This window comes from Polyangium spumosum, assembly GCF_009649845.1.
Classification (GTDB): Bacteria; Myxococcota_A; Polyangia; order Polyangiales; family Polyangiaceae; genus Polyangium; species Polyangium spumosum.
In genome coordinates, this window is record NZ_WJIE01000021.1 from 85194 (window position 1) to 100280 (window position 15087).

Here is a 15087-nt window from a genome sequence, read left to right on the forward strand (position 1 = left end):
GCTCTGTAGGAAGTTGTTCCCCACGGAAGACGAGCGGAGGGAGGATCGTGAGCGGTGGCGGGGCAAACGGATGGCAGAGCTAGACTGCATCCTCCAACGCATTGGACCATCCCCGTATCCGTGGATCTCGGACCGGCTTTGGGCGCTTTGGAACGAGACGAACCCGGAGACGAAAAACCTCACGGCAGAGGGGCCAATTCGTCTTCGTTGGCTCACCGTTCCCACAGGCGACGATCTAGCCCGCGCGCATCGTGCGCCCGTGCCTGACGGGGCATCGCTACCTCCGACAGGAACGGAGGCAGAGCACAACGCCTTGCTCGACTCGACGCGAGGCGGCGGGTTCATTAAAGAGGTACGGTGGCCCGTTTGCTGTAGACGGTTGGCAACTTTGCTTTCGCAATTTGACCTAGATGCACTGGACCCGATGCACAACGTGGCGGCGTTGGATACGTGCGTGCTAGAAGCGTACGCCGTTGACTTTCAAATTGGTCGCGACGTGCTCCTAAAAGATTGGGCTCGACTTGTTAACGAGATGCGTGAGGGCAAGTCCGGCGGTCAGGGTGTCGCGTTCTTCCAATGCAGGGCGTGTGGACGCGTGTTCGGGGCGTACTGGGCGGCGGCCTGAAAGGGAACAATATTACCCATCGTTTTTCTTGCCTCCCAATCGGTGAGGGTCAGCCGGGAGGTTCGGGACGTTCCACGCCGGTGTCCAGGGCCCGTGGCAGGCCATGTTCGTGTAACCGATGCCCTTTTGCCCAAATTTCCAATACTTGTGATGGCTCGCGTGCGGCATGCCGGTCGGAGGGGTGATGTCGGAGAATCGGCCCTCTATGTTGCCGCGAATGAACGCGTGGTTTAGCTTCTGGACGATACTATGGAAAGGACTATCATATAGCGTTGCAAGCTCTGGATATTGCGCGACGTTCCGCTGGTGATGCGCTTTGCCTGCGCGCGTGCTTTCGATATGATTGGCAGACTCCAGTCTTCCTCGTGCAAACCACGCCTGCCATGTCGTCGGGTGCATAGCCGTGAACAGGGTGCCCGAGGCCGCACCGTAAGCGCCATCGTCGAGTGCTCCGGACGCGGCCTGCTCGAAGGAATCCCCTTCAAGCCCTCGGCGAACGATTCCGCCCGAGTAGCCCGACATGAAGCCCATGAATGGTGCACCGATGCCATACGGACCAACCGCTCCGCGCATGAGCGTGGGGCGCAATACGTCTTCGCGCTTCAAGCTCTCGCTCGTACCCCTCAACGCAGACCACGAACCATTTGGGATCGTCCCCGCCCGTAACAGCCCCCCGAACAGCGCGCCTCCGACCGCGCCGCTCGCCGCTCCCGCCACCGTTTCGTGCGCGGCACCCGTGCCCGCCTGTTTCCAGCCCATCCGGCTCCGCGCCACGTTGTAGAGACCGCTCGCGCCTCCCGAGAACATCCCCGAGAGTAGGCCGCCCGCCGCGCCGCCCACCATCCCGCTCGCGACGTTGATGCCCACGCTCGTCGTCGTCGTCCCGATTCCGTTCGCAACCCCGAGCATCTTGGCCATCGCCAACCCTCCGACATAGCTCGACGTCACGCCCGCGACGAATCCCGCTCCGAACCCGATCGCCCCCGCCGCGAGCACGTCCTTCCAGTCGCCTCCCGTCATGCCCGTCATCATCATGCCCGTCACCGCCGAGATGGCTCCGACGCCGAGCCCGGCCACGACCAGCGCCGGAATGTCCCCCGCCGGGTCGATTCCGTTGACCGGATCATGCCCCGCGAACACGTACGGCGACGGGCTCGCCACATGCGTGAGCGGATCCCTCGCGAGGAATAACCCCGTCTCCGGATCGTACAGCCGCACCGGCGTCCAGTAGAGCTCCGCCGCCTCGATCCATGGCATCGCGCCAAAACGCGGCGCCACGACACCCGCCGCCTGCGCCCCCGCCCCGTCGAATACCCGCGGCGCGCCGAACGGCGCGTACCGCACGCGCTCCACGGCCACACCCGCCGCGTCCGTCACGAGCACGAGATTCTCGTGCCCGTCGACGTGCAGGTACGCCTCCACGCCCGCCCGCAGCTCGAGCGCGGGTACGAGGTGGTCGGGGTGCTGCGTCCTCTGGCAAACCACGACGCCGCCCGCGCTCTCCTCATGCAGACAAGCCCCGCCGAAATGGAATCGCGTCACGCTCGCGTCGCCCGTCCACCTGCCGAACGGGTCGTACATCATCGTCACGAGCACCGCGCCCGTCGCGACCTCCTCGATGCGCGCCACGCGCCCGAGCGCGTCGTACACGACATTGCGCGCGCCGTCCGCGACGCGCAGTCCATCGGCGTCGTGCACGATCTCCTCGCCGCCGACGTGTGTCACCACGTGCCCCGGCACGGACGCGTACGTCGTGACGACGCCATTCACTGTCACGGTCTTCCGTGTGTCCGCGTCGTCGAGCGCGTACGCCTCCACGTGGCTCGCCGCGGTCGCGAGCTCCTCGTCGGGCGAGTCGATCGCGAACCCGGTACGCCACTCGACGAGCCTGTTTCTACCATCGAACGCGTGCAGGTGGTTCTCCGCGGGGGCGCCCTCCACCTGCACGAGCCGTCGTCGGCTCTCCGCGTCATAGGCGTACCGCACGGCTTCGAGCAGCTCGCCGGTAGCGCCGTGATGCTCGACGCGCACGAGGCGTCCGACGTCATCACGTTCCCACGCTGCCGACGCGCCATTGCCGAAATGCTGCGCGGCGACGAGCTCCGGGCCAGCGAAGTCGAGCGTCAGGAGCACGCGCCCTTCCTCCTGCGCCAGCGCCGCGCCCGCCTTCGCGAGCGTGATCCGATGAACCCGCCCGAGCAGATCCACGGCGTGCTCCTCCTCGCGCCCATCGGGAAACGCGAGCCGGACGCAGCCGGCAAGATCGTCGAAGGTGCGCCGGAACGTACGCCCCGCAAAGCTCTCCTCGACGAGTCGCCCGAGACTATCGAAGCGCCGCCCCGCTGCGCTCGTCGACGTCGACGCTTTCACGACCCGATCGAGACCATCGTAGGCGAGCTCGACCGGCGAGACGGGGAGCATCCCCGGCCCCGGCGTCGCCGTGCGCTGCGCGAGCCTGCCCGTCGCGGGATCGTACGCGAGCATCGTCTTCGCACCCGAGGGCCTCGTCTCCTCCTCGACGGCGCCGAGCGCGTTGTATCGATACGCCCACGTCTTGCCGGCGAGCGACACAGCGACGACGCGACCGAGGAGATCCCGCGCCCACGTGGTCGCCTCGCTCGTCGGATCGATCAAGCGGACGAGCCGCCCCATGAGATCGTGCTCGTAGCGCGTGACGAGCCCGAGCCCGCTCGGATCGGCGATCTCCTCGATGACCTCGCCGAGCAGGCCATACCGCCACCTCGCGACGGTGAGGGGCCCCTGCTCCTCGACGACGTGATCGCGATCGTCGTACACGAGGTTCGTCATGCTCCCGGCTGGAGCCGTCACCGTCGAGAGCCGCCCGCGCGCATCGGACACGAGCGTCCACGTCCGCGCCGCAGCGCTCACGTCTTCGCGCACGATCTGCACCGTGCGCTTCGCATCATCGTACACTGCGCGCCCGACGTTCCCCGCGGGATCCTCGACGCGCACCACGCGGCCGAGCCCGTCGTACTCTACACACGTCCTCTCGCCCCGCGGGCCGATCACCTCGCGGAGACGGTCGTCGCGATCGTGCACGTACGTCGTGACGAGCTCGACGGCCTTCGCGGGATCACTCTCGAATACGTCAACACGCTCGCGCACGAGCCGCCCGCGTTCGTCGTGCTCGTAGCGGCTGCGGGCGAGTAGCCGTCGCGGCGAGCCATCGCCGGGCTCCCCCTCGATCGTTGCTTCGAGCAGCCGGTCCACCGGCCCCCACGTGAATCGAACCTCGGAACCGTTGGGCAAAAACACCTTGGCGATCCGCCCCCACGGATCGTGCTCGTGCTTCGTGACGATCTCGCCCGGATCGATGCGCCGCGTGAGCCTCCCGGCGCGATCGTAGACGTACCGTACCTTCAGCTCTTCCCTGGTGTTCCAACCATGCGCCTCGTCCATGACGAGGCCGCGTTCGTCGTACCGACGGAGCGTGTAGACGCCCATCGGATCCTCGATCCGCACCGGCCGCCCGGCGTGATCGTTGCGGAAGACCGAGGCCCGCGGCTCAGCCGTGTTGGCACCGACGACGTGCCGCCGCACGTGCCCAATCGCGTTGCGCTCGTAGAGCTCGACGATGACGTCGTCGGCGATCGTCGCGTCCGTGTACGCGCCACGTGGGTGCTCGATCCGGAGCGTGAGCCCGTCTTCGTCGAGCCGATACCGCCGCCGCGCCGCCACGCCATCGACGTGGGGCAGGATCTCCTCCTCGATCTGCCCGAGCGCGTTGCACACCGTCTCGAAGGCGGCGCCGCTCGGATCGATCTCCCTCCGGACGAACCCGAACGCGTCGTGCTCGATGCCGATGGTCGCCGCGACGCCCGTCGCATCGAGGACCTCCTCGAACGCCATTCCGGCAAGCGGCCCTGCCGCGTGGCGCTTCGTTTCGTGACGAATGCCCTCGGCAGACACGACGGCCTCGACCAGACCGTTCGGGAGCGGCTCGATCTCCGTCGCGCTCTTCTGCACGGCTCCGTCAGGCAAAGTCGCGTCCGGGGCCTCGACGCGGACGAGCCTGCCCGTGCCGGGCCCCGCGTCGAAGTCGTAATGGTATCGGGTGCGCGCCCCCGCTTCGTCGAGCGTCTCGCGCGGGAGCTGGAATGCCAGATCGTAGCTCGCCTGAAACACGACGCGGCTCTGCGCGACGTACGCGGGCGGCGCGAATCGCTCGACTTTCAGCAAGTTCCCACGCGCGCATGGATTCGGGTTCGCGCTGTCGTACGAATACGCCACGCGGCTCCCATCGGGCGCGGTCTCGGACACGACGTTGCCCTGCTCGTCGTACCGCCACCGCTGCGCGACGACGCGCTGGGACTTGTCACGTCGGAGCCGGAATCGATAATCGAGCAGATCGCCGCGATAGTTGAACGTGTAGACGTTGAACCGCAGATTGGGCTCCTGCATGGACGCGCGGAGCGCCGGGACACCCACGAACGCCGGACCCGCGGGCACGTGCTGGATCTGCTCATACTTGAAGATGTAGGGCCAGTCGCCGAAGTATTGCCGAACCACCCGATTGAGCGTCCAGGGGTGCTCCAGCCCGCCGTAGACGTTTTCGATGTAGCGTCTTCGCTGCGCGTCGGTGATCCGCACGATATTGTGCCGCATAGCCGGGTGCCACGGCCGTTCGTCGTACTCGTAGAGCGTCGTCACGCCCTTCGTGTACTGCGCGGTCGGAGGCCGAATCACGCGGCCGAGGTGCTGGACGTGCCGATAGTATTCGTACGTCACGCGTCGGCCGGCGTGGTCCTCGACCGAGCGGAGGAGCGCATGCGCGCCGTACTGAAAGGCGAACCCGCGCCCCGCTTGGTCGTGCACGCCGGAGAGCCGGCCCTCGCCGTCGTACGAGAGTGTCAGGCGGCTGCCGTGCCGATCGCGAATGTCGACGAGCGGGATCTTCCACGCGATCGGCCATCCGGACGGCTTGCCGAACCGGAGCGACACGCCGCCGCGCTGGACGATTCGGTACGTGCTCGGCAGGCCGGGAAGCGGTTCGAGGCGTTCGTGGACGCCCCGGGGAGGCTCGAATCGGTCCCCCACGAACCGGAAGATGTCCTCGTGCAGCGCGCCGTTCCATCGCGCAATGCTCCCGTCCGCGAGCTCGCGCAGATAGACATTGAAGTTGTGGTCCCAGCCGTAGCCGAGCGGCCCCGGGTAGGCCGAACCGCTGCGATACGAGCGAACGAACGCGAGCGGTAGAAGCGGCGAGGGGATCGCCAAATCCACCTTTTCGATGACGAACGCACCGGAGAACATGTCCACGGGATCCGACACGCGAAGCGGTTGCCGCGCCGTCTCGCTCGAATGTCCGGGGAACGGCTTGCCGCCCTCGGGCTGCTCCTCGCGCGTCTCCACGCCGCCGAGGACACCGGAGCTCGGCGCGTCCGGCGCGCTCTGCTGAACCGTCGAATCGATGAGTCCGGTGAACGCGTCGCCCTCGCCGACGACGATGGCGTCGAGGTCCGCGTAGTTCAACGTGGCGCCAGTCTTTTCCCCGCAGAGCCGCGCGAGTGTGGCGATCGTCTCCGGCGCGTCCTCGCTGACGGATTGGTTCCACCCCTCGACGAACGAGAGCATCTCGCACGGGTCGTACGTCGTGAAGGTGTCGCCGGGTTTCAGCTCGACCGTCTGCGTGCTTCCCGCCTTGTCGACGAACGTCGCGCTCCCGGCCTTGTTTGCCTTGAACCAAAACGGCTGGGGCATGGCTCACGCCGTCCGGGGTCGGAGCACGGCGGCGAGGATAGCCCGCTTCACGGCCGTCGCATCCGTGCCCGTCGCGCGGCTGAGCATCCTTGGATCGGCCGAGAGCACGTCGCCGAGCGTGGCGACACCGCGCTCCGAGAGCTGCACCTGCGCCGCCGCGACGAGCGCCTCGTGCGCCGTGATCGGCTCGTCGAGGTTGTACCTACCTCCCGACGCACGCAAGGCGTTCAGGAAGATCGTAAAGAACGCGTCGCTGCGCAGAAACGGCATCTCGCCGTGGGGCGTGCGCCGCGTTGATCCGAGGCTCCGGATCATGCCCTCCCTGATGGCGGTCGCGAAGCGACGGCTTGCATAGAACGCGCTCGGCGTCATCGCTCCCTCGTAAAAGCGCAGGTTTTTCCCGTTGAGATCGAGCTCGAACGGCACCCAATCTCCAATCGCGAACGCGTCGTGCGGGCAAGAGCAGAGGCGCCTTGCGGAGAGGAACAACCGCTGCGCGGCGCCGGTGTTCTTCGTATGCGCCGGCCGCACGTACGCGACAACCTCGGCGTCGATACTCCCGCCCTCGAGAAGCTGCGCACTCGCGGTAATCGTATCGTCGGTTATCTGGAACGTCGGGTTGCTCTGTGCTCCCTGCTTCGCAGTGACGTTGCATTTGACGCCGCATGCCTGATCGACGACCCAGCCCGCGGGCGCGGTCCAGACGACGGGCTCTGGAAGGGTCTGGGAGTCCTTGTCGAATTCGCGTTCGAGGTGGAGCTTCCAGGTGAGCGTGGAATGGTCGTGTGAGCTGGTCGCGCCGAAGGCGACGTGGGCGGTTTCGAGGTACGCGGATACGCAGAACTCTTTCATGGCCTTGGGCCGGACGACGACCAGGAACACCTCCTGAATGCCCTCGAGCGCGCGGGGGCCATGAATGAACGTCGACGCCACCTGACGCACGTGCGGGCGCGGCTCGATCATGAAGACGGCGCGGTTCGTCCCGAGGTGGTACGCCTGAAAGAGGTTGTACATCTGCGTGAGCTGCGTGGAGTGCGAATGCACCTCGCGCCGCTCCGTGCTCCGGTCCGACGTCGTGACGTGCTGCGACTGGTAGGCGTTTTGCTTGACGGTGCCGACTTGCTTGCGATCATCCCCGGAGGCCGACAAGCCGCCTCCGATGGGCCCAGCGCCGGCCGAGACGCTCCCCGAGAAGGCGTAGCCGAGGTCGAGATCGTATTCCTCCAGCGTGGTCGTGCTCGTCGCCGACTTCCCGGTGCTCAGGTGCGAGGCGGAGCCCGAGAGCACCTCGCCCGTGTCCGTGACCGCCTCGTAGATCTCGCGCTTCTTCGGCTCGAAATCGATGAAGTAGGGGTGCTCCTCGACGGGGAATTTCGCGGCGTCCTCGGGTAGAGGCGATACGGCGACTTCGAGCAGCGCGCCATAACACGGCAGGGATTGCTCCAATACGTCGACGACGTCAGGAGGCACGTACTCGCCGAGGTCGTCTTCGAGCGCGGAGATATCGGGCGCGTAGGGCGCGATCGTGGCGACGATCTTGATGTAGGAGACGACATGCTCAGGGTGCTGCTGATACTCCTCGGGGGGATCGTATCGGAACGCAGCGAGAGACGAGCGAAAGCGCTGCGGCCTGTTCTCCGCGCAACCCGCGCCCACGAGCATGTCGCGGCTCACGGCAATGCGGCGCCAAGGAATGTCGGTGGGGAGGGCGAGCTGGAGGTCGAGCATGGAGGTGGTAGCGAGGCTGCCTGTGTCGGTGGACCCAAGCCAGATAAATCGTCGTGTGCGTAGGACGGAATATGACCTACGAATATGTGAACCAATGTGAGCAGATCGGCGTCAGCTTGGCGCTGCTCGGAAGCTGGTCGCGAAGCTCGCGACCGTCGACGACGTGGCCCGGCTCGCAGAGGAGAAGGTGGCGCCGCAGACCTAACTCTTGCGGGACAAGCGACCGTCGTGGTAGGTAACCCATCGACTTGGTGCGTTTTTCGAGGGCCGGAAGAAATCGACACGCGGCGGTCGATTTCCGCGAACCAAATCCAGCGCTCGTGCATGGGGCGCGTATGGAGCGTGCTACCAAACTTTCACGACTGTGGGCAGAGTTGCTCGCCGTTCGCCCTGAGCTCGCCCGTTTCGTGCGTCGCGGGCGACGAGGCCCGAAAGCCGATGATCGAGTCCAGGAAGTGATGACGCGGGCGTTTGCCCGCCTCCCCTCCTACGTGCCGCACGAGGACGGCGTTCGCCCTTGGGCGTTCGGCATCGCGAAGAACGTCGAGCGCGAGACGCGTCGCGCAGAGCGTCGCGAGCGGCGCGTGTTCTCCGCGGACACGAGCGACGCCGAACCGGCGGGCCGCGGGCGGACTCCCGAGGAAGACGCCTTCCTCGCCGAAGCCCGAACCAAGCTCACGGCGGCGATAAGCACGATGCCGGAGCGATACCTCGCGGTGTTCATGCTCGTCGACCTCATGGACGTCTCGTACGAGGAGACCGCGGAGAAGCTGCGGATATCGATCGGCACGGTGAAGTCGAGGCGTTCGGCCGCCATCGACCACCTTCGCTACCACCTCGGGGAGCGCGAGGATTGGATCGGCGCGCTTTTCGTGCGGCTACGTCGCTCTGCCTCGATGCGACGCGCGTACGAATGGGCGTATCAGGCCGCGCATGTGTGCGGGCCGATCATCTTTGCGGTCGCGTGCATGCATGGCCCGGAGCCGGAGCGCACTTCTGCGCGAGCGCTGCTCACGGGCGCGGCGCGCGCGCTGACGGGGCTCATAACGGACGTCGCGTCCGTCGTGCCCGACGATGTCACGCCCGCGCCCGCGCCCGCGCCGTCGGATGTCGAGCCGCAGCCGCGCGCATCGCCGCCTCCCGCTCGCCCGCGCACGCAGGAAGCACCGGACGCCACGGACGAGGGCGCGAGCACCGATCCAGAGCGCTCAACGACGGAAGGGAGAGGTTGGTCCCTCTAGAACCGTTCGCGGGGATGCGCTAGGATCCAGGCGTATGCGTCGCTTCGTCGTGGTGTTCTCGATGTTCGTCAGCCTCGCTTCGCCCGCACGGGCGCAGGCCGAAGTCGAGGCCGACGAGACCGAGGAGAACGACGATGAGCAGCGATTCCAGGCGTTCGCAGCGCTGGGAGATCGCGAGGCCGCCGCGGGCCGGCCACGCGCGGCGGTCGCGGCCTACCGGCGAGCCTTGACCGTCCGGCCGGATCCGCTGATCGCCGGACGGCTCGGGGTGCTCCTCGTGAAGCTCGGCAAGCCCGAGCAGGCGGCGGCCCATTTGCTCGACGCGATTCAGCTCGCGGTGAAGGCATCACCCGCGGAGCGGCAACGGTTCTTCGAGGCTCATGAGGTCGCGCGGAACGCGGGCGCCTGGATCGAGGTGCTCCTCTCGCACACGGGCGTGCGCGTCACGCTCGACGGGAAGCCGTCGAACCTCGCCGGCCGCTCGTCGTACTTCACGTTCATGCGCGCTGGCCAGCACGAACTGCGCGCACAGCTCGACGGGTACGAGGAGGCGGTCGTCACGTTCACGGTCGAGAAGAAGCAGGACAAGCAGCTCCCGATCACGTTGAAGCCCTTGCCCGTGCCGGACGTGCCCGCGGTGTTCGTGCCGGAGACGAAGGGCGAGCCGAAGGCGGATCGGGCGGTGGCTGTGGGGGACACAAAGCTCCCGAAGCAAGAGGACCCGTGGGGGTACGAGGAGCCGCGGTCCGCGCAGAAGTCAGAGGAAAAACGCTGGTCGATCGGAGGCGGCCCCGTTGTCGTGTTCGGGGTGGCGTCCTGGATGCCAGCCGTGGGGGTCGTGGCAGAAGGTCGTTGGAGGGCAAGCGAGCATGTATCGCTCGGCATCGAGGGACGTGCGGCTTGGCTTACGACGGGAGTCGGTGGCATGAGCGTCGCCGCGATGACAGCGGGTGGCATCCTGAGCGGATGCGGTCACCTGCGATGGTTCTTCGGCTGCGCGATCGGGCACCTTGGCATAATCAGCGTAAATCCGTCCACAACGAGCTATGAGGGCGAATCATTCACGTTCTTCAAGCCTGGTCTTGGCGCTCGTCTCGGCGCCGAACTGCGCATTACCCGTGCAGTCGCGCTCAGGATGAGCGCCGACGCGCTGGGACTTACCAGCGGGCTGCAAGTTCTTGTGGGGCAAACGAGGCTCGCGGACCAGCCGCCCATTCTCATCAGCGCACATTTTGGGGGGGCTTGGGAGTTTTAGCTATGCACTCCATGTTGTCACACGCCTGCGCCGTCTTGCTCGTCCTCGGGCTCGTCGTCACGCAAGGGTGCTCCGCTCCTGACTCCGCTGCGCGTCTCAACTGCGATCCGACTGCGCCGTTCCCAGACCCGGTATGCCTCGACGCCGGCACGGACGCGGCTGACGACGCAGACGCGACCGACCAGGCTTCCGAGCCGGAGCCACAAGCCCTCGAATGCCCCGGCCGCTGCGTCCCCGAGCCGAGCAGCGAGTCGGCGGGGGACTGGCCGCGCACGCCGATGCTCCTCTGGTATGGGCCGCGCGAACTCGCGCCCGCGAACTGCGATGAGGCGCGCAAACTGGGCGGCTACGGCGAGGATGTGGAGTTCTTCGAGAAGTACCGACGCTACGCGTACCTCGACGCGCCCCCCGCGGCGTGCGAACCGTGCACGTGTCCGGCCTCCGAAGGTACGTGCACCAAACTTCCCGAGACAATCGAGGTGCGCGCCGGCACGTGCGCGGAGAATGGAGCGCCCACCCTCCCTTTCGGAGGCCCCGCCGGCTGGGACGGCTCGTGCACGAGCACGAACGCCCTGCCGGCGGGTGCCCAGTGCGGGGGTGAGCCCTGCGCGCAGTCCGTCTACGCCTCGCCGCTCCCCGGCCCGACGAGCGAGGCTTGCCCGTCCATCACGAAGCCGGCCGCGTTCACCAAGACCACGGACTGGCTCTGGATGGGCCTCGCCTGCGAGGCGAGGGAGCGCGAGGGAAGATGCGAGACGGCCACACACCGATGCATGTACGACCTGCCGTACCCGTTTCTCCAGTGCGTCGCGCTCAGGGGGATACACGCCACGTGCCCCGGCAACTACGACCGATATGACCCCATCTACCTCTACGGCGAGGTGCCGAACGACACGCGCGGCTGCACGGCGTGCGAGTGTGGCGGGAGCCCGGTCGGGAGCGGGTGCCTCGCGACGATGAGGCTCTACAGCGATGGGGCATGCTCGTTGGAGGCGGACAAGTATGGGGTGTCGTCGTTCGGCGAGCAGTGCCTCAACCTCCATCCGCCGGGGCAAGCTCTCGGTAGCAAGGCGATCACGAACCTCTCCTACATCCCCGGCCTCTGCCTCGCGACCGGCGGGGAGCCTACGGGCGCGGCCTCGGAAGACACCGCCGACGCCGTGACGTTCTGCTGCCTCCCGCCGCTCGAGTTTGCCGAGTAGGGGAAGCTCCCACCTTTCTCGAAAAATCAGCGAACAAAATCCAGGCTCCCGTCAAGGGCGTGGGCGAGGGGTGCGGTTCGTCGGCCCCTCCTGCCCGAGCCGGACGCGGTCCTCCTGGCCTCGTAAACGAAAAGGCGCCGCGTTCGGCTTCGGGCGGGTTCTACGACCCGCAGAAGAGGGCGATGGGGGCGCGCGTATCTGGGCAAGCACCTCTCGTCTCCATCGTCCTCTCCTGCCGGTCGTTTGTCGCCGATCCGAGGCGGCTGCGTCGCGCGGCGTTTCCCCGTACGCGCACGCTCCTCGCGACGCAGCCGCCTCGGGTTGGTGACTCTCTGGAGGTAAACGATGAGCGCCGCACCGAACATGGATGACGACGACGCCGCGACCACCATCATGGCTCGATCGGCCCTGCCCCCGGCGAGCGGAACGCGCGTCTCCGTCGCGCACTCCGAACCGCCCCGCGACACGGTCGTGGATCCGCTCTCGCCGTGGAGCCGCGCGCGCGCCGCGCTTGGTGCTGCATTTCGCCGCTTCGCCCAGCGATTCCGGAGAAGTCGCCTTTCCGATCGCCTGCCCCCGCTTCCGTCCGCGCGATCCATGCGGGCGACGCAAATCTCGATGGGCGTCGTGGCCCATGACGAGCGCGGCGAGCAGGTGCTCCTCGACATCGTACGCGCGGCGCGTCCGTACCAGGACGCCGCGGTCTACGTGGCGAATTACGCCATCGCCCTCCGGAAGCTCGGGGACGACGCGCATGTCGAGGGCCTCGTGCATTTCGCATTGTCGCGAATGCGGCCGGATGCCGACGGGTTCGTCTCCGTAGCACGGTTGCGAGATCGGCTCTCCGATCTGTCGTACGCGGGGACGCTCGCGCCCGCGCTGACGCGGTTGGAGGCGGCTGGAATCATCACGCTCACGGTCACCGATGACGGCGCCGCGCCGCGCGTTCGACTGCGTGTCCCCCTGTGATCTGGCCCGAGTTTACGAGGGAGTCCGAAACCATGGAAACCGAGCTTGCGTTCGCGAGCGACGGCACGATTTACGTCCACTTCGAGGACGAGCCACCCGCGGGCCGACGCGTGTTCACCGGGTATGCCCTGACCGCCGACGAGCGGAGACGCTACGGCGTCGGCGGCTTGCTCCGCTGGGCGTGCCTCCAGGTCATCGCGCTCGGGAGCGACGGGTGCGTCTACGTCGAGGACCGGGCGATGGAAGGCGAGGGGCGCATGGAGTTTCGTGGCTACGCCCTGACCGACGAAGAAGCTCAGCGTGCCTTCCGGGAATTGCATCGCGCTGCGTTCAACCTGACGGTCGCCGCGCGGCGGGCGGAATAGATGCGCGACGCCGTGGCCGCCTATTTCAAGCGGCGCCTGGGGAGGGCGCAGGTCGTGCGCCGTGAAACGATCCCCAGCGACGTCCACGTCATTCCGCCTTGTAAGAGGCGTCGACATTGGATTCTCCACACCATGGGAATGAGCGCGTACGTCCTGAAAGGGCGCATGGACGTGCGCATGGAGCTCGTCATGTCGGTCTCCGAGGCGTGGGATCCACGGCACGAGTGGCCCGTTCGCATGCTCTGCAAAGCCTCGCGCGCAATCGTGACGGCTGGCAAAGCGCCCGTCGAAGGCGCCACTTTCCTCAACTCCCGTGAGGACATGCGGCGTTCTCCGGATGTATTCGCTCTGGTCCTCGCACGATCACGTCAGCTCAGGAAGCACGCACAGCTTCGTACCGTGTCGGGCAACGAGTTCGTGGTCTACGCCCTGTACCCGCTCACAGCAGAAGAGCTCGCGAAGTTCCGAGGATTTCAACTCGACGTCAACGAGCTTCCGAAGGTGCTCGCTTGGGTTCCCCCGAAACCTCGCCTCGTTCTCCACAGATTCAACGATCGGGATATGATCGAGGTGCACGTACGAACGCGTTACGGTCCTCTGGTATATGTGTACTTCGGCGATACGTTCCACGGTCTATTCGCTGATCACCGCCTCGGTAGGCGCGTGCTGGGCAGGGCCCGAGTGATCGACGAAGCGGTGGAGGACGCCGTCGCCTGGCAGCACATCCTGTTCCGACCGGCTATCGAGGCGGCACTCGGATGGGCTCGTGGTCGGGAGCGCGAATATCGTGACTGTGACTACCCGCTTGGACATCCGGAGATGTGCTGGCGTGAATTCTATCACGGTCCGCAGCCCGAGTTGCCCGAACTCCCGGAGCTCGGCGGGTACGCGAGGCCGTTTCCGTGGTCCACATGAAGGACGAGGCGTCGATCGCTGCGCACTTCGAGCGGCACCTGGGGAGGGCGCAGCTCGTGCTGCGGGATAGGCCCGGCGCGCTCGTCCCGAGGCACGTTTACGGAGCTCCGCCGTGCCAGGGGCGCCGTCATTGGGTTCTCCACACAATGGGAGTGAGCCTTCTCTCCCTCGAAGGGCGCAAGGGCGAATACCGGCACTTCGAGTTCATGATGTCGCTCCCCGACGATTGGATTCCGAGCGAGCGCTGGCCCGCGTACATGCTCCAACGGGCATCGCGCGCGATCGTCGGCGTGGGCAAGGCGCCGGGCGATGGCGGCGTGTTCTTCAACTCGGCTGAGTGCAGCCAGGGGTCTTCGCACGTGTTCGCCCTGCTCGTCGCGCCGTCGCGCCAGCTCCCCGCGGCCGGCCCGGTCGAGGTCTACGCGATGTACCCGCTCACCTACGACGCATGGCTGCGCCACCGGGAGCGCCAACTCGACATCGCCACGCTTCCCGAGGTGGTCGTTGAGTGGCGCGAGATGCTCCGATGAACGCGGACGACAACCGCAGGACGGGACGGATCCATCTTGCCCTCGTACGCGGCAGTCATCGGTCGCGGATGCTAGCAGCTTGGCGAGCGTTTGGCCCCGCCCCGAGCAAACCTCATCCGTCCCTCGATCACACGCCGCCCTGCCCGAGAGCATCGGCCGATCCCCCGCGGGCGTGCATTCCAGCTCTCCGTCCCGCGCGCTCCCCGGCCGCGCCTTCTGCGGGTGGCCAGCCGAGCCTCTCGGTCCAGAACGGCGCGAGTGAGCAGGGGACGTCACGCGCCCTCGGGCTGCTCCGGGAGCGACAGCGAGTCGACGCAACGTTGAAGACCGTCCAGAGCCGCTCTGGCGGTGCTCGCGTCACCGGCCGCGATGGCGAGGAGCAAGGCGTCGGCCAGGGCCCGCGCGAGGTTGAGACGGTGTGCCTCCGTTCGTCTGGCTGGCCGGTGGGCCGGGGGCTGTTCGGCGGTGGGGTCTGCTACGTGGGAAGAGGCGGGGGCCCTCGGGGAGCCGTTCCTCGTCGAGCAAGTCCGTCCGTC

At 67.0% G+C, this 15087-nt stretch carries 9 protein-coding genes; 7 read left to right on the plus strand and 2 right to left on the minus strand.

Going from position 1 to position 15087, the window contains the following annotated elements; all coding sequences use genetic code 11:
* Positions 1–637: 637 nt before the first annotated feature.
* Together GF068_RS38775 and GF068_RS38780 are read right to left on the minus strand one after the other, a co-directional pair.
* A complete protein-coding gene (locus GF068_RS38775) occupies positions 638–6346 on the minus strand; it encodes a DUF6531 domain-containing protein (protein WP_153824597.1) in 5709 nt (1902 codons plus the stop codon).
* Positions 6347–6349: 3 nt separating this feature from the next.
* Positions 6350–8074 carry a hypothetical protein gene (locus GF068_RS38780; protein WP_153824598.1) on the minus strand — a complete coding sequence of 575 codons (1725 nt, stop codon included), beginning with the start codon at positions 8072–8074 and terminating at the stop codon, positions 6350–6352.
* Between the two features lie 335 nt (positions 8075–8409).
* Here GF068_RS38780 and GF068_RS38785 point away from each other — a divergent pair, with 335 nt between their 5' ends.
* From GF068_RS38785 to GF068_RS38815, 7 genes are all read left to right on the plus strand, one after another.
* Positions 8410–9315: an RNA polymerase sigma factor gene (locus GF068_RS38785; protein WP_153824599.1), complete on the plus strand. Its 906-nt coding sequence runs from the start codon at positions 8410–8412 to the stop codon at positions 9313–9315.
* Between the two features lie 34 nt (positions 9316–9349).
* Positions 9350–10570 carry a hypothetical protein gene (locus tag GF068_RS38790; RefSeq protein ID WP_153824600.1) on the plus strand — a complete coding sequence of 407 codons (1221 nt, stop codon included), beginning with the start codon at positions 9350–9352 and terminating at the stop codon, positions 10568–10570.
* Between the two features lie 11 nt (positions 10571–10581).
* Positions 10582–11772 (plus strand): hypothetical protein, encoded by a 1191-nt coding sequence (locus GF068_RS38795; protein WP_153824601.1) that lies wholly within the window; start codon positions 10582–10584, stop codon positions 11770–11772.
* 345 nt (positions 11773–12117) lie between these two features.
* On the plus strand, positions 12118–12741 hold the full coding sequence (locus GF068_RS38800) for a hypothetical protein (protein WP_153824602.1): 624 nt from the start codon (positions 12118–12120) through the stop codon (positions 12739–12741).
* Positions 12742–12773: 32 nt separating this feature from the next.
* Entirely contained in the window at positions 12774–13106 is a 333-nt protein-coding gene (locus GF068_RS38805; protein ID WP_153824603.1) for a hypothetical protein, read from the plus strand.
* Between the two features lie 12 nt (positions 13107–13118).
* The gene (locus tag GF068_RS38810; RefSeq protein ID WP_170319939.1) at positions 13119–14021 is read left to right on the plus strand and encodes a suppressor of fused domain protein; all 903 of its coding nucleotides are present in this window, start codon (positions 13119–13121) and stop codon (positions 14019–14021) included.
* Positions 14018–14551 (plus strand): suppressor of fused domain protein, encoded by a 534-nt coding sequence (locus tag GF068_RS38815; RefSeq protein ID WP_275939336.1) that lies wholly within the window; start codon positions 14018–14020, stop codon positions 14549–14551. The genes GF068_RS38810 and GF068_RS38815 overlap by 4 nt, the downstream gene beginning before the upstream one ends.
* The last annotated feature ends 536 nt before the right edge of the window (positions 14552–15087 follow it).